Source organism: Stenotrophomonas sp. KH_029 (genome assembly GCF_057839765.1).
This window is the reverse complement of the sequence record NZ_CM174498.1, coordinates 1,384,595-1,402,841: the sequence shown is the minus strand read 5'-3', so window position 1 is coordinate 1,402,841 and position 18,247 is coordinate 1,384,595. Positions and strand designations below refer to the sequence as shown.

16 protein-coding genes are annotated in these 18,247 nt (G+C 67.8%); 12 read left to right on the top strand and 4 right to left on the bottom strand.

What is annotated here, in order from left to right; translation table 11 throughout:
- The first annotated feature begins 185 nt into the window (after positions 1-185).
- The 8 genes from lpxD to AC3ITM_RS06400 all read left to right on the top strand — a co-directional run bounded on the left by lpxD (position 186) and on the right by AC3ITM_RS06400 (position 10,712).
- On the top strand, positions 186-1,208 hold the full coding sequence (lpxD, locus tag AC3ITM_RS06435; RefSeq protein WP_489269233.1) for a UDP-3-O-(3-hydroxymyristoyl)glucosamine N-acyltransferase: 1,023 nt from the start codon (positions 186-188) through the stop codon (positions 1,206-1,208).
- Entirely contained in the window at positions 1,205-1,663 is a 459-nt protein-coding gene (fabZ, locus tag AC3ITM_RS06430; RefSeq protein ID WP_228887643.1) for a 3-hydroxyacyl-ACP dehydratase FabZ, read from the top strand. Before lpxD ends, fabZ begins: the two co-directional genes overlap by 4 nt.
- A gap of 18 nt (positions 1,664-1,681) precedes the next feature.
- On the top strand, positions 1,682-2,473 hold the full coding sequence (lpxA, locus tag AC3ITM_RS06425; RefSeq protein WP_228887642.1) for an acyl-ACP--UDP-N-acetylglucosamine O-acyltransferase: 792 nt from the start codon (positions 1,682-1,684) through the stop codon (positions 2,471-2,473).
- On the top strand, positions 2,470-3,750 hold the full coding sequence (lpxB, locus tag AC3ITM_RS06420; RefSeq protein WP_489269230.1) for a lipid-A-disaccharide synthase: 1,281 nt from the start codon (positions 2,470-2,472) through the stop codon (positions 3,748-3,750). Before lpxA ends, lpxB begins: the two co-directional genes overlap by 4 nt.
- The gene (rnhB, locus tag AC3ITM_RS06415; RefSeq protein WP_489269228.1) at positions 3,747-4,397 is read left to right on the top strand and encodes a ribonuclease HII; all 651 of its coding nucleotides are present in this window, start codon (positions 3,747-3,749) and stop codon (positions 4,395-4,397) included. The genes lpxB and rnhB overlap by 4 nt, the downstream gene beginning before the upstream one ends.
- A 751-nt stretch (positions 4,398-5,148) precedes the next feature.
- Positions 5,149-8,736: a DNA polymerase III subunit alpha gene (dnaE, locus tag AC3ITM_RS06410; protein WP_489269226.1), complete on the top strand. Its 3,588-nt coding sequence runs from the start codon at positions 5,149-5,151 to the stop codon at positions 8,734-8,736.
- 33 nt (positions 8,737-8,769) lie between these two features.
- Positions 8,770-9,639: a hypothetical protein gene (locus tag AC3ITM_RS06405; protein ID WP_489270044.1), complete on the top strand. Its 870-nt coding sequence runs from the start codon at positions 8,770-8,772 to the stop codon at positions 9,637-9,639.
- Positions 9,640-9,752: 113 nt separating this feature from the next.
- Positions 9,753-10,712 (top strand): acetyl-CoA carboxylase carboxyltransferase subunit alpha, encoded by a 960-nt coding sequence (locus AC3ITM_RS06400; protein WP_489269224.1) that lies wholly within the window; start codon positions 9,753-9,755, stop codon positions 10,710-10,712.
- A gap of 187 nt (positions 10,713-10,899) precedes the next feature.
- Here the strand turns inward: AC3ITM_RS06400 and AC3ITM_RS06395 are convergent, their stop codons facing one another.
- Positions 10,900-11,355: a CopD family protein gene (locus AC3ITM_RS06395; protein ID WP_489270043.1), complete on the bottom strand. Its 456-nt coding sequence runs from the start codon at positions 11,353-11,355 to the stop codon at positions 10,900-10,902.
- A gap of 120 nt (positions 11,356-11,475) precedes the next feature.
- On the opposite strand from AC3ITM_RS06395, the gene AC3ITM_RS06390 reads away from it, so the two are divergent.
- Positions 11,476-12,072, top strand: coding sequence for a class I SAM-dependent DNA methyltransferase (locus AC3ITM_RS06390; protein ID WP_489269222.1), 597 nt, complete (start codon positions 11,476-11,478; stop codon positions 12,070-12,072).
- A gap of 96 nt (positions 12,073-12,168) precedes the next feature.
- Entirely contained in the window at positions 12,169-13,485 is a 1,317-nt protein-coding gene (locus AC3ITM_RS06385) for a polyhydroxyalkanoate depolymerase (protein WP_489269220.1), read from the top strand.
- A gap of 191 nt (positions 13,486-13,676) precedes the next feature.
- Here the strand turns inward: AC3ITM_RS06385 and AC3ITM_RS06380 are convergent, their stop codons facing one another.
- Together AC3ITM_RS06380 and AC3ITM_RS06375 are read right to left on the bottom strand one after the other, a co-directional pair.
- A complete protein-coding gene (locus AC3ITM_RS06380; protein ID WP_489269218.1) occupies positions 13,677-14,648 on the bottom strand; it encodes a sensor domain-containing protein in 972 nt (323 codons plus the stop codon).
- Positions 14,645-15,010, bottom strand: coding sequence for a PadR family transcriptional regulator (locus AC3ITM_RS06375; RefSeq protein ID WP_489269216.1), 366 nt, complete (start codon positions 15,008-15,010; stop codon positions 14,645-14,647). Before AC3ITM_RS06375 ends, AC3ITM_RS06380 begins: the two co-directional genes overlap by 4 nt.
- Positions 15,011-15,160: 150 nt before the next feature.
- On the opposite strand from AC3ITM_RS06375, the gene AC3ITM_RS06370 reads away from it, so the two are divergent.
- Positions 15,161-16,060: a peptidylprolyl isomerase gene (locus AC3ITM_RS06370; RefSeq protein WP_489269214.1), complete on the top strand. Its 900-nt coding sequence runs from the start codon at positions 15,161-15,163 to the stop codon at positions 16,058-16,060.
- Positions 16,061-16,216: 156 nt separating this feature from the next.
- Here the strand turns inward: AC3ITM_RS06370 and AC3ITM_RS06365 are convergent, their stop codons facing one another.
- Entirely contained in the window at positions 16,217-17,095 is an 879-nt protein-coding gene (locus tag AC3ITM_RS06365) for a DMT family transporter (protein WP_489269212.1), read from the bottom strand.
- Between the two features lie 160 nt (positions 17,096-17,255).
- On the opposite strand from AC3ITM_RS06365, the gene AC3ITM_RS06360 reads away from it, so the two are divergent.
- A complete protein-coding gene (locus AC3ITM_RS06360) occupies positions 17,256-18,182 on the top strand; it encodes a LysR substrate-binding domain-containing protein (protein WP_489270042.1) in 927 nt (308 codons plus the stop codon).
- Positions 18,183-18,247 lie beyond the last annotated feature (65 nt).

The following is an 18,247-nucleotide window of genomic DNA, read 5'->3' as shown; positions in this document are numbered from 1 at the left end:
AGGCCACGCCTGGCATCCGTGCCGACCAACGGTCGGCACCTACCGCTGCGTGGGCTCGCGTTTCCTTGAGGAGCCGGCCAGCGGCCGGCACTACCTGTCCGCGCTCGCGACCAACCCTGCCGGGTCATGGCGGGCAGCCCCCCACCCCGCATGACCGAACCTGCGCCACACGGTAAACTTCCGCCGTGAATACTCCTACCTACACCGCCCAGCAACTCGCCGAGCAGTTTGGCCTGCAGGTCCATGGCGATGGCGGCACCGCCATCCATGGCGTGGCCACCCTTGCCCATGCCGGCCCCGGCCAGCTCACCTTCCTGGCCAACCCGCGCTACCGTGCCCAGCTCACCGACAGCCAGGCCGGCATCGTGGTGCTGCGCGCCGAGGACGCCGATGCCGCGCCCGGCACCGCGTTGATCGCCAAGGATCCCTACACCACCTTCGCCAAGATCGGCGCCCTGTTCGACATCGCCCCAGCCCGCCCGCCCGGCATCCACCCCAGTGCGGTCATCGATCCCAGCGCCCAGGTCGCCGCCAGCGCCCATATCGGCCCGTTCGTCAGCATCGGCGCCGGCAGCGTCGTCGGCGAAAGCTGCATCATCGGCGCCGGCAGCATCATCGGCGAGAACTGCCGCCTGGATGCCGGCTGCGAACTGATCGCCCGGGTCACCCTGGTCACCCGGGTCACGCTCGGCAAGCGCGTGCGCATCCACCCCGGCGCGGTGCTCGGCGCCGACGGCTTCGGCCTGGCCATGGATGCCGGCAAATGGATCAAGGTGCCCCAGCTGGGCGGCGTACGCATCGGCGACGACTGCGAAATCGGCGCCAATACCTGCGTCGACCGCGGCGCGCTGGAAGACACCATCCTCGCCGAGGACGTCCGCCTGGACAACCTGGTGCAGATCGCCCACAACGTCCAGATCGGCGCCCATTCGGCCATCGCCGGCTGCACCGGCATCGCCGGCAGCGCCAAGATCGGCCGCTATTGCCTGCTCGGCGGGCATGTCGGCGTGGTCGGCCACCTGGAAATCTGCGACAAGGTCGTGATCACCGGCAAATCGGTGGTGCGCAACTCCATCCACGAGCCGGGTGAATATTCCTCCGGCACCCCATTGACCGACAACCGCACGTGGCGCAAGAACGCCGCGCGCTTCAAGCAGCTGGACGCGCTCGCACGCCGCGTCCTGGCCGCTGGCAAGGAGAAAGAATGAACGACACGCTGCAGCTCCCGATCGATATCTGCCAGATCCAGGAGTTGATCCCCCACCGCTATCCGTTCCTGCTGGTCGACCGCGTCGTCGAACTGGACGTGGCCACCAAGCAGATCGTGTGCCAGAAGAACGTCAGCTACAACGAACCCTATTTCCAGGGCCATTTCCCCGGCCGCCCGATCATGCCCGGCGTGCTGATCATCGAAGCCCTGGCGCAGGCCGGCGGGGTGATGACCCAGCTCACCCTCGGCCGCGATGCGCAGTCCAAGCTGTTCTACATGGTCAAGGTGGAAAACGCCCGCTTCAACAAGCAGGTGGTTCCCGGCGACGTGCTGATGCTGCACGTGCAGATGAAGCGCCTGATCCGCAACATGGGCTGGTACTACGGCGAAGCCAAGGTCAACGGCGAAGTGGTGGCCAGCGCGGAAGTCATGTGCGCCGGTGCCAAGGGTTGAGCCACCACGGAGGCAGCAATGACTGACAACACACCCCGCATCCATCCCAGCGCCGTGGTCGACCCGGCTGCACGCCTGGCCGACGACGTCCAGGTCGGCGCCTTCACCCTGATCGGCGCCGACGTGGAGATCGGGGCCGGCACCGTGGTCGGTCCGCACTGCTCGATCCATGGCCCGACCCGGATCGGCCGCAACAACCGCATCATCGGCCACGCCGCGATCGGCGGCGAGCCGCAGGACAAGAAGTACCAGGGCGAGCGCACCGCGCTGGTGATCGGCGATGACAATGTGTTCCGCGAGTTCGTCACCATCAACCGCGGCACTGCCGGTGGCGGTGGCATCACCACGGTCGGCAACGGCAACTGGATGCTGGCCTACACCCATGTCGCGCACGACTGCCACGTCGGCGACCACTGCGTGTTCTCCAACAACACCACCCTGGCCGGCCACGTCAGCGTCGGCGACTACGTGATCATCAGCGGCTTCGCCGGTGCCCACCAGTTCTGCCGGATCGGCGCGCACGCCTTCCTCGGCATGGGCGCGTTGACCAATGGCGACGTCCCGCCGTTCACCATGGTCGGCAGCGATTCGCTGGGGCGCCCGCGCGGCATCAACAGCGAAGGCCTCAAGCGCCGCGGTTTCGACGCCGAACGCATCGCCAACATCAAGCGCGCCTACCGCACGCTGTACGTGGCCGGGCTGCCGCTGGCCGAAGCCAAGCTGCAGCTGGCCGAACAGGCCGCGCACAGTGCCGACGTCAAGGACCTGCTGGACTTCATCGAGCACGCCGAAAGGCCGTTGCTGCGATGACTTCCACAGGCGGGCAGCGCGCAACCGGCAGCAGCGCCGAGATCATCCAGCTCGCGGCGGTCGCCACCGCCGTCGGGCAGGTGACCCTGGCCCATGCCTCGGACCGGCCGGTGCGGATCGCCCTGGTCGCCGGTGAAGCTTCCGGCGACCTGCTCGGGGCCGGCCTGGTGCGCGAGCTGAAGGCACGCTTCCCGCATGCCGAGTTCGCCGGCATCGGTGGCGATGCGATGCGCAGCGCCGGCTGCCAGACCTGGTTCGACGCCAGCGAGCTGGCGGTGATGGGCCTGACCGAAATCCTGCGCCACCTGCCGCGGCTGCTGAAGCTGCGCGGCCAGTTCCGTACGCGGGCGCTGGAATGGCAGCCGGATGTGTTCATCGGCATCGACGCCCCCGATTTCAACCTGGGCGTGGAACGCTGGCTGAAACAGCGCGGCGTCACCACGGTGCACTATGTCAGCCCGTCGGTCTGGGCCTGGCGCGAGAAGCGCGCCGAGAAGATCGGCGCCAGCGCCGACCTGGTGCTGTGCCTGTTCCCGATGGAGCCGCCGATCTACGCCAAGCACGGCATCGATGCGCGCTTTGTCGGCCACCCGATGGCCGACGATATTCCGCTGCACAGCGACCGCGAGCAGGCGCGGGTGGCGCTGGGGCTGCCATCCAACGCCAAGGTGCTGGCGGTGCTGCCGGGCAGCCGGCTGGGCGAGATCGGCAAGCTGGGCGAGGCCTTCTTCGAGGCCGCCTGGCAGGTCTCCGAGCGCATTCCGGGCCTGCACGTGGTGGTTCCGGCCGCCAACCCGGCCTGCCGCCGGCTGATCGGCGAACAGCTGTCGCGTTCGGCGCTGCCGGTGGCCTATTCGCACCTGCTCGATGGCGATGCCCGCAACGCGATGATCGCCGCCGACGTAGTGGTGCTGGCCTCGGGCACGGCCACGCTGGAAACCATGCTGGTCAAGCGGCCGATGGTGGTGGGCTACCGGGTGGCCGAACTGACCTACCGCATCGTCAAGGCGCTGGGGCTGATCAAGGTGAACCGTTTCGCGCTGCCCAACATCCTGGCCGGCAAGGACTTGGCTCCGGAGCTGATCCAGCACGACTGCATTCCCGACAAGCTGGCCGCGGCGATCCTGCAATGGTTCGACCATCCCCAGCGCGTGGCCGACCTGCAGGGCACCTACCAGCAGCTGCACCTGCAGTTGCGCCAGGATGCGTCGGCACGGGCCGCCGATGCGGTGGCCGAACTGCTGGCGCGCCGTAGCTGCGGCGCCGAACCGGCATGAGCCGGCGCCACGCCGCGGCGGCCTCGCTGGCGCTGTTCGACGGCACGGCGCTGGCCACGGTGGCGCCACGCTACGTGGCCGGCGTGGATGAGGCCGGCCGCGGTCCGCTGGCCGGGCCGGTGGCGGTGGCGGCGGTGGTGTTCGACCCCGATCGCCCGCGCCTGAACGGGTTGGACGACTCCAAACAGCTGACCGCACTGCGCCGGGAGCAGTTGTTCGACCGCATCCTGGAGCGGGCGCTGGCCTTCCATGTGGTGATGGTGGAGGTGGGCGAGATCGATGCGCTCAACATCTACCAGGCCACGATGCTGGGCATGCGCCGTGCGGTGGAGGGCGTGGCGCACGTGGCGCAGTTCGCGCGCATCGACGGCAACGTGGTGCCCAAGGGCCTGCCCTGCCCAGCGCAGGCGCTGGTGGGCGGCGACGGGCTGGACCGGGCGATCATGGCCGCCTCGATCCTGGCCAAGGTCACCCGCGACCGTTTCATGCTGGCGCTGCACGCCCAGCACCCCGAGTACGGCTTCGACCAGCACAAGGGCTACGGCACCCCGGCGCACCTGGCCGCGCTGCGCACGCACGGCCCCTGCCCGCAGCACCGACGCAGTTTCGCCCCGGTTCGGGCGAGTGAGCTGGCTGTTTCTGGTTGAGTTTTTTTTGCGTTGGTTTTTTGTTTTTTAAAGCCTAAAGCCAAGGCCAATGCAGCGCATCTGCGCCCCCTCCCTGGATCGGGTAGCGGGTATGGGGTTGCAGGACACGCCGTAAATACGTCCTTGTAGGCTTGGCGAAACCTTGCTCGCATGCGCTGTCCTGCGCATCCGGCAAGACCGGGGCTGGGCGTCCTGCCCAACCCGTCCGGCGCATGCGCCGGACCCATGTTTTCGACAGTCCTGCAACCCCATACCCGCCACCCTCCGACAGTGTGCTGGTACGCAAAGGACGTCAAAATCAGGTTCCTGTTCTCGCTGGGCTGACATCCATTGAGATGTTGGATGTAGCTGCCGAGCATGCTCGGCACTCCTCCCCTCTCCCCCGCGGCGGCCACAACTCCTCCAACACCCGACAAACTTCGCCGGCCAGCCGTTGCCATTGCTTGCCCATGGGCGCCAGCCAACTGTGCGAGGGGTGGCGGGGACAGGGGGGCGGGACTGTCGAAAACATGGATGTTTTCGCCAAGCCTACACGGACGTATTTACGGCGTGTCCCGCCCCCCTGTCCCCGTCACCCCTATCCCGGCACCATCGGCCTACGCTCTTGCCAGCTGTAACTGTAGCCATCTACCCCCAAACCACCCCACCAACCTGAACCCCACCGCCCACACCGTCGCCCCCACCCGACCTGTCAAGCCTTGTTCGGTCAGGCCCGCGCCGCTACCCTGACCGGGCATCATATTGGCCCGGCATGTCCACTTCCCGTTTCGTACATCTCCACGTCCACACCGAGTTTTCGCTGGCGGATTCGACCATCCGTGTCCCGGCGAAGCCGGATCAGGCCGACCCGAAAAAGGCCAAGCAGGCCAACCTGCTCAGCCGCGCGGTTGAACTGAAGCTGCCCTCGCTGGCAGTGACCGACCTGAACAACCTGTTCGCCCTGGTCAAGTTCTACAAGGCCGCCGAAACCGTCGGCATCAAGCCCATCGCCGGCGCCGACATCATGATCGCCGAAGAGGGCATGACCCCTTGGCGCATGACCCTGCTGTGCCGCGACCGCGAGGGCTACCTCAGCCTGTCGCGCCTGCTTACCCGCGCCTGGATGGAAGGCCACCGCCCCGAAGGCGGCGTTGCCGTCCATCCGGACTGGCTCAAGGCCGGCTGCCACAACCTGTTTGCCCTGGCCGGACGCGACAGCCTGGCCGGGCGCCTGGCCGGTGAAGGCCGCCACGACCTGGCCGAACAGCAGCTTGCCGACTGGCAGCGCGTGTTTGGCGATGGCCTGCATCTGGAACTGACCCGCACCGGCCGCGACGGCGAAGAAGCCTTCAACCAGTTCGCCCTGCTCGCCGCCGGCCAACGTGGCCTGCCGGTGGTCGCCAGCAACGATGTGCGCTTCCTGCAGCCGGATGACTTCAACGCGCACGAAGCGCGCGTGTGCATTTCCTCCGGCCGCGTCCTGGACGACCCCAAGCGCCCGCGCGAGTACAGCGACCAGCAGTACCTCAAGTCCGCCGAAGACATGTGCGCGTTGTTTGCCGACATCCCCGACGCGATCGACAACACCATCGCGCTGGCCGAACGCTGCAACATCGAAATGCGCCTGGGCACCTACTTCCTGCCCAACTACCCGGTGCCCGCGGAGGAAACCCTCGACAGCTGGATCTGCAGCGAATCGCGCAAGGGCCTGGAAGCGCGCCTGGAAAAGAACCCGCTGGCCGAAGGCAAGACCCGCGAGGACTATTTCGAACGCCTCGAATTCGAACTGGCCACCATCATCAAGATGGGTTTCCCCGGCTACTTCCTGATCGTGGCCGACTTCATCCAGTGGGGGAAAAGCCAGGGCATCCCGATCGGCCCCGGCCGCGGTTCCGGCGCCGGCTCGCTGGTGGCCTGGGCGCTGCAGATCACCGACCTGGACCCGATCCCGTACAACCTGCTGTTCGAGCGGTTCCTCAACCCCGAACGCGTGTCGATGCCCGACTTCGACATCGACTTCTGCATGGACCGCCGCGACGAAGTCATCGACTACGTCGCGCGCAAGTACGGCCGCGACCGGGTCAGCCAGATCATCACCTACGGCACCATGGCCGCCAAGGCGGTGGTGCGCGACTCCGGGCGCGTGCTCGGCTTCCCGTACGGCCTGGTCGACGGCGTCTCCAAGCTGATCCCCAACATCCTGGGCATCTCGCTCAAGGACGCCATGGGCGAAGGCAAGGATGCGGAAATGGCCTCGCCGGAGCTGATCCAGCGTTACCAGAACGAAGACGACGTCCGCGACCTGATCGACCTGGCCCGCCAGCTCGAAGACCTCACCCGCAACGCCGGCAAGCATGCCGGCGGCGTGGTGATCGCGCCCGAACCGCTGGCCGAATTCTGCCCGCTGTTCGCCGAACATGACGAAGGCGGCCGCGGCCGCAACCCGGTCACCCAGTTCGACAAGAACGACGTCGAAGAAATCGGCCTGGTCAAGTTCGACTTCCTCGGCCTGCGCACGCTGACCATCATCGACTGGGCGGTAAAGGCGATCAACAAGCGCCACGCGCGCGCCGGCATCCCGCCGGTGGACATCACCGCGCTGCCGCTGGACGACGTGGTCACCTACAAGGACATCTTCGCCAACGGCAATACCGGCGCGGTGTTCCAGTTCGAATCCTCGGGCATGCGCCGCCTGCTCAAAGACGCGCGCCCTGACCGCTTCGAAGACCTGATCGCGCTGGTGTCGCTGTACCGACCCGGCCCGATGGACCTGATTCCGTCCTTCAACGCGCGAAAGCACGGCCAGGAAGAAATCATCTATCCCGATCCGCGCACCGAAGCGATCCTGAAAGACACCTACGGCATCATGGTGTACCAGGAGCAGGTGATGCAGATGGCGCAGATCGTCGGCGGCTACTCGCTGGGCGGCGCCGATCTGCTGCGCCGCGCGATGGGCAAGAAGGTGCCGGCCGAAATGGCCAAGCACCGCGAGATCTTCCGCGAAGGCGCGGCCAAGGACGGGGTCGGCGAGGCCAAGGCCGATGCGATCTTCGACCTGATGGAGAAGTTCGCCGGCTACGGCTTCAACAAGTCCCACGCCGCCGCCTACGCGCTGGTCAGCTACCAGACCGCCTGGCTCAAACGCCACTACCCGGCCGAGTTCATGGCCGCCACGCTGTCGTCTGACATGGACAACACCGACAAGGTGGTCGGCTTCCTGGCCGAGGTGCGCAACCTTGGCCTGACCGTGCAGCCGCCGCGGGTCAACGAATCGGCGTACATGTTCGAAGCCTCCAGCGCCGATACCATCGTGTATGGCCTGGGCGCGATCAAGGGCGTCGGCCAGGGCGCCTGCGAAGCGATCGTGGACGAACGCCTGCGCGGCGGCCGCTACGAATCGCTGCTGGATTTCTGCATGCGCGCCGAGTCGGGCAAGCTCAACCGGCGCACGCTCGAAGCGATGATCAACTGCGGGGCGATGGACGGGCTGGGCAAGAACCGCGCCTCGCTGATGCTGCAGCTGCCCGAAGTGCTCAAGGCCACCGACCAGATCACCCGCGAGAAGGCCGCCGGGCAGAACTCGCTGTTCGGCGCGCCCGACCCGGTCAGCACCGCGCTGCAGCTGGACCTGCCCGAAGCCAAGGAATGGGGCCTGGGCCAGCTGCTCGACGGCGAGCGCGAAACCCTGGGCTTCTACCTCAGCGGCCATCCGTTCGATCCCTACGCCGAGGACGTCAAGGAACTGGTCGGCACCGACCTGGGCATGCTGGAACGGTTGATTCCGCCGGCGCGCCCGGGCAAGGACGGCGAGAAGCGCGCCTGGCGCCAGGAAACCCCGGTGATCCTGGCCGGGCTGGTGGTCGGCGTGCGCCGCAAGGGCGAAAGCCAGGTGTTCATGCAGCTGGAAGACAGCAGGGGCCGGGTCGAATGCAGCGCCTTCACCGATGGCCTGGCCGAGTTCGGCCACCTGATGACCAAGGACCGCATCCTGATCGTCAAGGGCGGCCTGCGCGAAGACGAGTTCAACGGCGGCTATGCGCTGCGCATCCGCCAGTGCTGGGACTACAACGAAGTCTGCGCCAACTACGCCACCCGCCTGTCGCTGCGCCTGGACCTGCGCCAGGGGGGCAGTGAAGCCGTATGGTCGCGCATCAACGCGCTGCTGGACCGCCACCGTCCCGGCCGCACACCGCTGCGGCTGGACCTGTTGCTCGGCTCCGAACACGGGCCGGTGGCCGGCATGCTCGACGTGGCCGGCGACACCGCCGTGCGCGTGGACAGCCACCTGGTCGACGCCCTGCGCGCCGACCCTGCCGTACGCACGCTGAAGGTGCGCTACAGCCCGCCGTGGTCGAACTGACCGCCTTCCTCCGCTACACAGGTAATTGTTTTGATCAAGCGTTTGACCGTGCTGCTGTTGGCAGCCGTAGCCGTCACCGGCTGTTCCAGCCCCGCCCAGACCTTCGAGATCGACAACCCGACCGACGCACCGCTGATCGTGCGCGTGGACGGCAACGAACTGCCGATCGCCGCGCACGCCTCGCGCCCGGTCAAGCTGCAGCCCGGTGAACACCACCTGCGCACCCCGGCACTGGGCGATGTGCGTTTCATCGTCTACGCACGTGGCAAGGGCGGCCTGATCAACCCGACCCTGGGCGAGTACGTGATCGCCAGCACGATCTACGTCACCGACCCGGACCAGCTCCAGCACTTCGGCACGCCCAGGCACCGGATCGACCTCGGCGGGGTAAGCTTCGAGGGCCCCTACCGCAAGACCCACGCCCTGTTCATCGACCGGGCCTGGACATTCGGCGTGCGCGAGTCCTTCCCTGACCAGCAGACCGTGGCCCACGTCGATGACAGCGGCGGCCGGATCGACAGCAAGATCTTCACCGCCCCCGATTTCATCGATTACCTGGAAAGCAGCACCGGCCAGCGCGGCGCCTACCGCCGCCAGCAGCCGGCCGGCTACCGGGCCCCGGTCCACGCGCTGCAGGCGGCCCCGGCCGGCCTGCCGGCGCTGGATCCGGCCTTCGAGGCGCATGCCGGCCCGTTGCGCCAGCTGTATGCGCGCTATCTGCGCGCCACCACCGCCGATGCCCAGCTGCAGCTGCAGCAGGAAGATTTCCAGGCGCAGATGGCCTTCACCGCGGCCACCGCCGCGCTGGGCGCCACCCTGCCGGCGGCGGCCAACGAGGGCTACAACACCTTCGTGCGCACCCACAGCGAGCTGATGGGCAGCGCTGCCCTGGTCGTGCCCTGAGCCGACTGGCGCGCCTGGCCGCGCTGCGCTACCGTCGACTTCCAGACGACAGCGTACGGGGCTTTTCGGCGCATTCGGCTACACTTTCCCCCTTCTCTTCACGACGGTTTCCGATGAATCCGAACTACCTCGACTTCGAGCAACCCATCGCTGATCTGGAGGCCAAGATCCAGGAACTGCGCAGTGCCAGCGCCGGTCCGGCGGTCAATGTCGAGGCCGAGGTGCGTACCCTGCAGGACAAGCTGCGCGTGCGTACCGCGCAGATCTTCCGCAACCTGTCCTCCTGGCAGGTGCTGCAGCTGGCCCGCCACCCCTCGCGCCCGTACACCGCCGACTACATCCGCATCTTCTGCGATGAGTTCCAGGAACTGGCCGGCGACCGCGCCTTTGCCGACGACAAGGCGATCATCGGCGGCCTGGCCCGCATCGGCGGCCGCCCGGTCATGCTGATCGGGCACCAGAAGGGCCGCGATACCAAGGAAAAAATCAAGCGCAACTTCGGCATGCCCAAGCCGGAGGGCTACCGCAAGGCGCTGCGCCTGATGAAGATGGCCGAGCGCTTCGGCCTGCCGGTGTTGACCCTGATCGACACCGCCGGCGCCTGGCCGGGCATCGACGCCGAATCGCGCGGCCAGTCCGAGGCGATCGCGCGCAACCTGATGGAAATGGCCGAACTGAAGGTGCCGGTGATCTGCACGGTGATCGGTGAAGGCGGCTCCGGCGGCGCGCTGGCGCTGGGCGTGGGCGACCGTACCGTGATGCTGGAATACAGCGTGTATTCCACCATCAGCCCGGAAGGCTGCGCCTCGATCCTGTGGAAGGATGCCGGCAAGGCCAAGGACGCGGCCGAACAGCTGGGCCTGACCGCCCCGCGCCTGAAGGGCCTGGGCCTGGTCGACAAGGTGGTGCGCGAGCCCACCGGCGGCGCGCACCGCAACCCGGGGCAGATGGCCAAGCGCCTCAAGGCGGTACTGCTCAACGAGCTGGACGCACTGGAAAAGCTGTCCACCGACGAGCTGCTGCAGAAGCGTTACCAGCGCCTGCGCAGCTACGGCGCGTACGAAGCGGCCTGATCGATCGGGGCGCGATGGAAACGCGGTAGTGCCGGCCGCTGGCCGGCTCCCGATAATGCCGGATTCACCGCGTAATGCCGGCTGGCCGGCCGCGCCGCAATGGCAAGGGCATCAACAGCCGGGCAGAGCCCGGCGCTACGGTGATGCCGGGACGAAACGCGTCCGACCACGGGTCGGACCTACCCGCTCAGAACGGCTTGGCCAGCACCAGCCACACCACCCCGATGAACAGCACCAGCGGCAGTTCGTTGAACCAGCGCAGCGCGCGCGAGGACGGCAGCTGCCGGCCGCGTACGCTGCCCTTCAACAAGCGCCCGGTCCAGCTGTAATACACCAGCAGCAGCACCACCAGGCCCAGCTTGGCATGCAACCAGCCGGCCGCGCCGGACGCGACCATGGTCGGGAAATCGGGGATGACCTTGTAGCCCAGCCACAGCACCAGGCCCAGGATCAGCGCGAAGCCGAACATCATGTGGCCGAACTTGTACAGGCGCAGGCCCATCAGCTGCAGCCGCTCGGTCACCGGCAGCTGGCCGGCGGTCTCGCTGAGGTTGACCAGGATCCGCGGCAGGTAGAACACCGCCGCCATCCATGCCACCACGAACAGCAGGTGGAAGGTTTTTACCCAGTAGTAGGACTGCATGTGCTTGCTCCGGCGGCTGGCGTGGATGTCGTTCATTCTGGCCGATTCGCCCGCACAGCGCATGCGCGACGGTTTGACGCAGTACGATGGCGGCCGCTTTCCCTCCTACCCGGCGCCTCCATGACCAAGACCTACGACCAGGCCTACTTCCAGCGCTGGTACCAGCCCGACCAGACCGGCGGCGCGGCGCGCCTGGCGCGCAAAGTCGCGCTGGCCGTGGCCAGCGCCGAGTACTACCTGGAGCGGCCGATCCGCAGCGTGCTCGACATCGGCTGCGGCGAAGGCGCCTGGCGCGCGCCGCTGCTCAAGCTGCGCCCGCGCGTGCAGTACCTCGGCTTTGACAGCAGCGACTACGCCGTGCACCGCTATGGCCGCAGCCGCAACCTGCACCCGGCCCGGGTCGGCGACTTCGCCTGGCTGCGCCCGTGCGCGCCGGTGGACCTGCTGGTGTGTTCGGATGTGATGCACTACGTGCCCAGCCGCGAGCTGCGGCCGGCACTGGAGGGCTTTGCCGAACTCACCGCCGGGGTGGCCTTCCTGGAAGCCTTCGCGACCGAGGACGACTTCGATGGCGACCACGAGGGCTTCCAGCCGCGTCCGGCGCGCTGGTACCGCAACCAGCTCAAGGCGGTCGGCTTCACCGCGCTGGGCTCGCACTGCTGGCTGGCCCCGGCCCTGGCCGGCCAGGCGGCCGCGCTGGAACGCGCCGACCGCTGATTCTCACCCGAGATGAGACGCCACCCGGCTTAACGCGCCCCGCCCCGGGGTGCGCTATGCTGCGCGGCAACATAAGACCATACATATTCGGACGCCATGCTCTATCAGCTGCATGAGTTGACCCGCAACCTGCTCGCCCCGTGGGTGCACCAGGCCCAGGCCAATGCGAAGTTCTTCGCCAACCAGGGCCACTGGTGGTCGCAGATGCCGGGCGCGGACCGTCTGTCGGCGGTGAACGAGCTGTTCCACCGCATCGGCAAGGATTACGAGAAGCCCGAGTGGGGCATCAACGAAATCGACGTCGATGGCGAACGCGTGCCGATCGTGGTCCACGAAGAAATCAGCAAGCCGTTCTGCAAGCTGCTGCGCTTCAAGCGCCACAGCAACGAAGCCGAACAGCTGCACACCATGCTCAACCAGCCGTTCGTGCTGGTGGTGGCGCCGTTGTCGGGCCACCACGCCACCCTGCTGCGCGATACCGTGCGCACCCTGCTGCGCGACCATCGCGTGTACGTCACCGACTGGGTGGACGCGCGCATGGTGCCCGGCAGCGACGGCGAGTTCGGGCTGGACGATTACATCGCCTACGTGCAGGAGTTCATCGGCCACCTCGGTGCCGAAAAGCTGCACGTGGTGAGCGTGTGCCAGCCGACCGTGCCGGTGCTGGCCGCCGTCTCGCTGATGGCCAGCCGCGGTGAAACCACGCCACGCACGCTGGTGATGATGGGCGGCCCGATCGATGCGCGCTGCAGCCCCACCGCGGTCAACAACCTGGCCACGCAGAACCCGTTGTCGTGGTTCGAGAACAACCTCATCCACACCGTCCCGGCCACCTACCCCGGTGCCGGCCGGCGCGTCTACCCCGGCTTCCTGCAGCACGCCGGCTTCCTGTCGATGAACCCCAGCCGGCATTTCAGCTCGCACTGGGATTTCTATGCCGACCTGGTCAAGGGCGACATGGAAGACGCCGACGCGCACCGGCAGTTCTACGATGAATACAACGCGGTGCTGGACATGCCGGCCAAGTACTACCTGGACACCATCGAGGTGGTGTTCCAGCAGTTCCTGCTGCCGCGCGGGGAATGGTATGTGCACGGCGAGCGGGTCGACCCCGGCGCGATCACCGGCACCGCCCTGCTGAGCATCGAAGGCGAGCTGGACGATATCGCCGGGCTGGGCCAGACCGAAGCGGCGCAGCAGCTGTGCACCGGGATCCCGGCCGAACACCGCGAGCATTTCATCGTCGAGGGCGCCGGCCACTATGGCATCTTCAGCGGCCGCCGCTGGCGCGAAACGGTGTACCCGAAGGTGCGTGATTTCTTCGCCGCCCATGCGCAGAGCACCGCGGCCAAACCGAAGAAAGCGGCCAAGATCGCCAGCAACGTCACCCCGTTGCGCCGCAAGGCGGGGTAACGCCATCGCATGCGCGCTGTCGCTCCCACGATGCGCTGCGCGCATCGCGGGCCCCCGCCGCACCCTTCACCCAATCCCCCACCGCTGCGCGGCCGCCCCCTGACTCAGGAGGCACAGCTCGGCCCGGTTGTCGGTAGTGCCGGCCAGCGGCCGGCACTACCTGTTTTCGCATACCGACCAACGGTCGGTATCTACAGCCGCACCAGCAGGTGCTTTGCGATCATCCCGTGCAGGCGGCCGATGCCGCGGGCCAGGTGCAGGGTGGCGAACAGCAGCAGCACACCGGCCAGCGCCAGCAACGGCGTGGCCCACAGCGACAGCACCTGGTCGCCGTTGAGGTAGATGCCCGACACCTCGCCGGTGAACAGAACCGCCACCGGCGCCCAGATGAAGGCCAGCGACAGCGACAGCAGCGTGGTGGCGATGGTGAAGTACACGATGCCCAGCGGCAGCATCAGCACGAAGTACAGCAGGGTCAGCCAGGTGCGGCCATCGGTGAACATGTCCCCGATCCGCTGCAGCCAACTGCGGCTGCGGTCGGCATAGGTCGGCCGGCGCGGCATGCGCTCGCCCAGCAGGGCTTCCACCAGCCGGCCTTCCAGCAGCGCCAGGCCGCGCACCGAGCCGAAGAACAGCACGGCGACCGGGATACCGATGATCAGGATCATCAGGCCCAGCGACAACGACAGGCCGGTGACCACCCAGGTGAAGAAGAACGTGCCGGTGGCCAGCGACAGCAGCATGTAGAACAGCGCGCCATAGGTGCGCGCCTCCAGCGCCACGCCGAAGAAGCGGGCCAAGACCGGGCGCGGTCTGGGCGCGGCCTGGGCCTGTGCCGGCGCGGCGGCGGCAACACCGGGGGCAACGTGGCGCTGCGGCGCGGCACCGGGCGTGCGCAGCGCGCGGTTCACCGTGATCTCGGTTTCGCGGTAGATCTCGGCCACTTCGTCGGGCGCACCGTAGCTGCCGGCCACCCCGGCAATCACCTCGGCTTCGCTGCGACCGGGCTGGGCGGCCAGTTCCGCACGCAGGTATTCCTCGGCGTCGTACAGGGCGTCCTGCACCATCGCCGGATCGGCGTCGTGCAGGGCCGCGCGCAGCTGCGCCAGGTACTCGGGAATGGTGGTCGGCAAGGCCCGACCGGCCGCGGACGCGATGTTCATTCAATTACCCCTTGCAGAACGGAATCGACGGAATCACGGGTGGCGCGCCAGGCGGCAGTCCACTGCCTGAGCACCTCATGGCCCGTGTCATTGATGCGGTAGTAACGTCGCGGCGGACCGGCCATCGACGGTTCGACATGGCTCTCCAGCAACCCGGCCCCCTCCAGGTTGCGCAGCACCGGGTACAGCGCGCTCTGCTTGCCGCTCAGCACGCCCTCGCCAACCCGCTCCAGCTCCTTGGCGATCAGGTACCCGTACAGCGGCTCGCCGGCCCTGGCCAACACCGCCAGCAAGGCCAGCGACACAGTGCCGGAGCTGAGTTCTTTCTGGAACTTCTTCAGATGGGCTTCGAGGTCGCTCATCGCGTTCTCCAACTAGCGTGGAGTCAACACTAGTGTGAAGTAAGCTATAGCGAACGTGCCGTTAGTCACCCTGCCGCAGGGCATGGCCCGCTGGCGGTGGCTGGCACGATGCGGGCACAATCGGTCGATACCTTCCTGAACGGGTCTGCCATGTCGCCATCTCGTCCCGCCCTGCTCGCCCTCGCCCTGGCCTGCCTGCTGCCCTCCCTGGCCAACGCGGCCACGCCCTACCGCAGCCCGCAGCAGATCCTGGACGCCTCGCCGGCCAGCGACTGGCGCACGCCGGACCCGGCCAACCTGTTGTATCTGAACCTGGACGGTGGGCGGGTCACCATCGAGCTGGCGCCGGCGTTCGCGCCGCGCCACGTGGCCAACATCAAGACGCTGGCTGGCGAACATTTCTGGGACGGGGAGAGCATCTACCGGGCGCAGGACAACTTCGTGGTGCAGTTCGGCGATGCCGATGCCGACGATGCAGCCAAGGCCAAACCGCTGGGCAGTGCCCAGCGCAAGCTGCCGGCCGAGTTCGAGCGCGACAGCAAGGGGCTGAAGATCAGCCTGCTGCCCGACCGCGATGGCTGGGCCGACCAGACCGGGTTCGTCGACGGCTTCCCGGTCGGGCAGGACCGACAGGCCGGCAAGGCCTGGCTGGCGCATTGCTACGGCATGCTCGGCGCCGGCCGCAACAACGAGGAAGACAGCAGCATCGGCGCCGAGCTGTATGTGGTCACCGGGCAGTCGCCGCGCCAGCTGGACCGCAACATCACCGTGGTCGGCCGGGTGCTGCAGGGCATGGAACTGTTGAGTGCGCTGCCGCGCGGGCCGGCCCCGATGGGTTTCTACGCCGATGCCGCGCAGCGCACGCCGATCCGCTCGATCCAGCGTGCCAGCGATGTGCCAGCCAGCGAGCGGCCGCCGCTACAGGTGCTGCGCACCGATTCGAAGACCTTCGCCGATACGGTGGAAGCGCGCCGCAACCGCGTCGACGATTTCTACAAGCGCCCGGCCGGGCATATCGACCTGTGCAATATTCCGGTGCCGGTACGGTGAGAGGTTTGGCGCGGGTTGAGCGCCTCCATCCAACGATGGGATGAGGCTGCCCCCTTGGAGTACAAGGGGGCGCGCCGAGAGGCGCGGGGATGCGGGTGATGGTAAGCGGGGCCCGCGGTTTGCGAAGCAAATCGTGGGGCGTAGCCACGCATGCGGCTATCGCTGCGACGCCGCTACGCTGCCCAGGATCAAGGCGCCGGCCACAAGCATCGGCCCGGTCACCGGTTCGCCCAGGAACAGCCAGGCAAACAGCGCGCCGAACATCGGCACCAGATAGGTGACGGTGGAGGCGCGGGCCGGGCCGACGCGGGCGATCAGGCGGTAGAACATCAGGAACGCCAGCCCGGTGCAGATCACGCCCAGGGCGATCGCGCAGATCCACGACAGCGTCGGGATCGGTGCGCTCGGCCAGTGGGTGAGTGCCATCGGCAGCAGGACCAGGGCCGCGCAGCCCAGGGTGGCGCCGGCCGACGCCGCCGGCGGCAGCCCGGTCATATGGCGCTTGACCAGGTTCACCCCCAGTCCGTACAGCAAGGCCGCCATGGCACCGGCGATGACCGCCGTGCCGATGCTCAGGCCCGACACCTTGGCAGTGGCCAGCACCACCACGCCGGCAAAGCCGACCAGCAGGGCGATGGCGCGGCGCATGCCGATCTTCTCACCGAAGAACAGGAAGGCCATCAGCGCGGCAAACAGCACCGTCATCGCATTGCAGATCGCACCGATCGCCGCCGGTGCGCGCTGCGCCGCCCAGGCGAACAGCACGAACGGAATGGCCGAATTGATGATGCCGATCGGCGCCAGCCACAGCCAGCGCCGCGCCGGGAACTGCGCGCGGGCCTGCCACAGGAACGGCAGCAGCACCAACGCGCCCAGCAGCAGCCGTATTTCCACCAGCGCATACGGGCCGAACGCGGGCACGGCCACGCGCATGAACAGGAACGAGCAGCCCCAGATCGCGCCGAGCACGGTCAGCTCCAACGGGGTGCGCCAATCGCGCTCGACCAGCGCGCCGGCCAGTGGCGCCCCGCTCATGACTGCCCCCCGGACAAGCGGCAGATGCGTGGCTGGAGGGCATGGGCGGACGGCAACATGGGAAAGCTCCGGGGGACAGGGACACAGCATCCGCCTACCGATGCGGCCCCACAAGCGCGTAGTATCCGGGCAAGCCACAAATATGATTTTTGTCTTGCCTATGATTCTGCGCCCTGCCCTGCTGCCCGCGCTGGGGGTGTTCGCGGTCGCCGCGCGCCACCAGAATTTCGCCCACGCCGCCGAGGAGTTGCACCTAACCGCCAGTGCGGTCAGCCACCATGTGCGCAAGCTGGAGAACCTGCTGGGCACGATGCTGTTCCAGCGCCACGCGCGCGGGGTGCGGCTGACCGCCGAAGGCCGCCAGTTGGCCGATGCGGCCGCCGCAGCGCTGAGCGATCTCAACGCGGTGGCCGGCAACCTGCACCCGCAGGCCGATATCGTGCCCCTGCGGATCACCACCATCCGTTCGCTGTCGTATTGCTGGCTGGTGCCGCGGCTGGCGCGTTTCACCAGCGCGCACCCGCAGGTCCGCATCGAACTGCAGACCAGCACCGAGCTGGTGCGCTTCGACGAGAACGGGCCGGAGCTGGGCATCCGTTATGGCCTGGGGCAATGGCCGGGGCTGCGCGCCCATCCGCTGATGGACGACGAGCTGTGCCCGGTGGCGTCCCCGGCACTACCCGGCGTGGCCGCGCTGCGCGAACCGGCGCAGATCGCCACGCTGCCGCTGATCAGCGACATGTCACCGCAGGGCTGGCGCGACTGGTTCCGCGCCGCCGGGGTGCGCAGCCTGGAACTGCCGTCGCTGCATTCCTTCAGCGACAGCACCGATGCGATGCGCGCGGCCGTGTACGGGATCGGCGCGGTACTGGCGCGCAAGCACATCGCCCAGCCCTACCTGCAACGCTATGAGCTGGTGCGCCTGCCCGGGCCGGCGCTGAAGTCCCGCTACAGCTACTACGTGGTGCACGCCGAGCACCGTCCGCTCAGCCCGACCGCGCTGGCCTTCATGGACTGGCTCAAGCGCGAGGCGCTGGACGAGCGCACGCCGATCCCGGCACTGCCGGAGGAACTGCTGGGCCGGTGAACGGGATCCGTCGCGTGTTCGTCACCCGCCGTTGTCCGGGCACTGGCTAGGCTGAAGCTTCCTTC

Bases quoted from the DNA above. Each gene is read 5' to 3' on its own strand.
- fabZ (WP_228887643.1), top strand. From the start codon at position 1,205: ATGAACGACACGCTGCAGCTCCCGATCGATATCTGCCAGATCCAGGAG.
- lpxA (WP_228887642.1), top strand. From the start codon at position 1,682: ATGACTGACAACACACCCCGCATCCATCCCAGCGCCGTGGTCGACCCG.
- lpxB (WP_489269230.1), top strand. From the start codon at position 2,470: ATGACTTCCACAGGCGGGCAGCGCGCAACCGGCAGCAGCGCCGAGATC.
- rnhB (WP_489269228.1), top strand. From the start codon at position 3,747: ATGAGCCGGCGCCACGCCGCGGCGGCCTCGCTGGCGCTGTTCGACGGC.
- dnaE (WP_489269226.1), top strand. From the start codon at position 5,149: ATGTCCACTTCCCGTTTCGTACATCTCCACGTCCACACCGAGTTTTCG.
- AC3ITM_RS06400 (WP_489269224.1), top strand. From the start codon at position 9,753: ATGAATCCGAACTACCTCGACTTCGAGCAACCCATCGCTGATCTGGAG.
- AC3ITM_RS06395 (WP_489270043.1), bottom strand. From the start codon at position 11,355: ATGCAGTCCTACTACTGGGTAAAAACCTTCCACCTGCTGTTCGTGGTG.
- AC3ITM_RS06390 (WP_489269222.1), top strand. From the start codon at position 11,476: ATGACCAAGACCTACGACCAGGCCTACTTCCAGCGCTGGTACCAGCCC.
- AC3ITM_RS06385 (WP_489269220.1), top strand. From the start codon at position 12,169: ATGCTCTATCAGCTGCATGAGTTGACCCGCAACCTGCTCGCCCCGTGG.
- AC3ITM_RS06380 (WP_489269218.1), bottom strand. From the start codon at position 14,648: ATGAACATCGCGTCCGCGGCCGGTCGGGCCTTGCCGACCACCATTCCC.
- AC3ITM_RS06375 (WP_489269216.1), bottom strand. From the start codon at position 15,010: ATGAGCGACCTCGAAGCCCATCTGAAGAAGTTCCAGAAAGAACTCAGC.
- AC3ITM_RS06370 (WP_489269214.1), top strand. From the start codon at position 15,161: ATGTCGCCATCTCGTCCCGCCCTGCTCGCCCTCGCCCTGGCCTGCCTG.
- AC3ITM_RS06365 (WP_489269212.1), bottom strand. From the start codon at position 17,095: ATGAGCGGGGCGCCACTGGCCGGCGCGCTGGTCGAGCGCGATTGGCGC.
- AC3ITM_RS06360 (WP_489270042.1), top strand. From the start codon at position 17,256: ATGATTCTGCGCCCTGCCCTGCTGCCCGCGCTGGGGGTGTTCGCGGTC.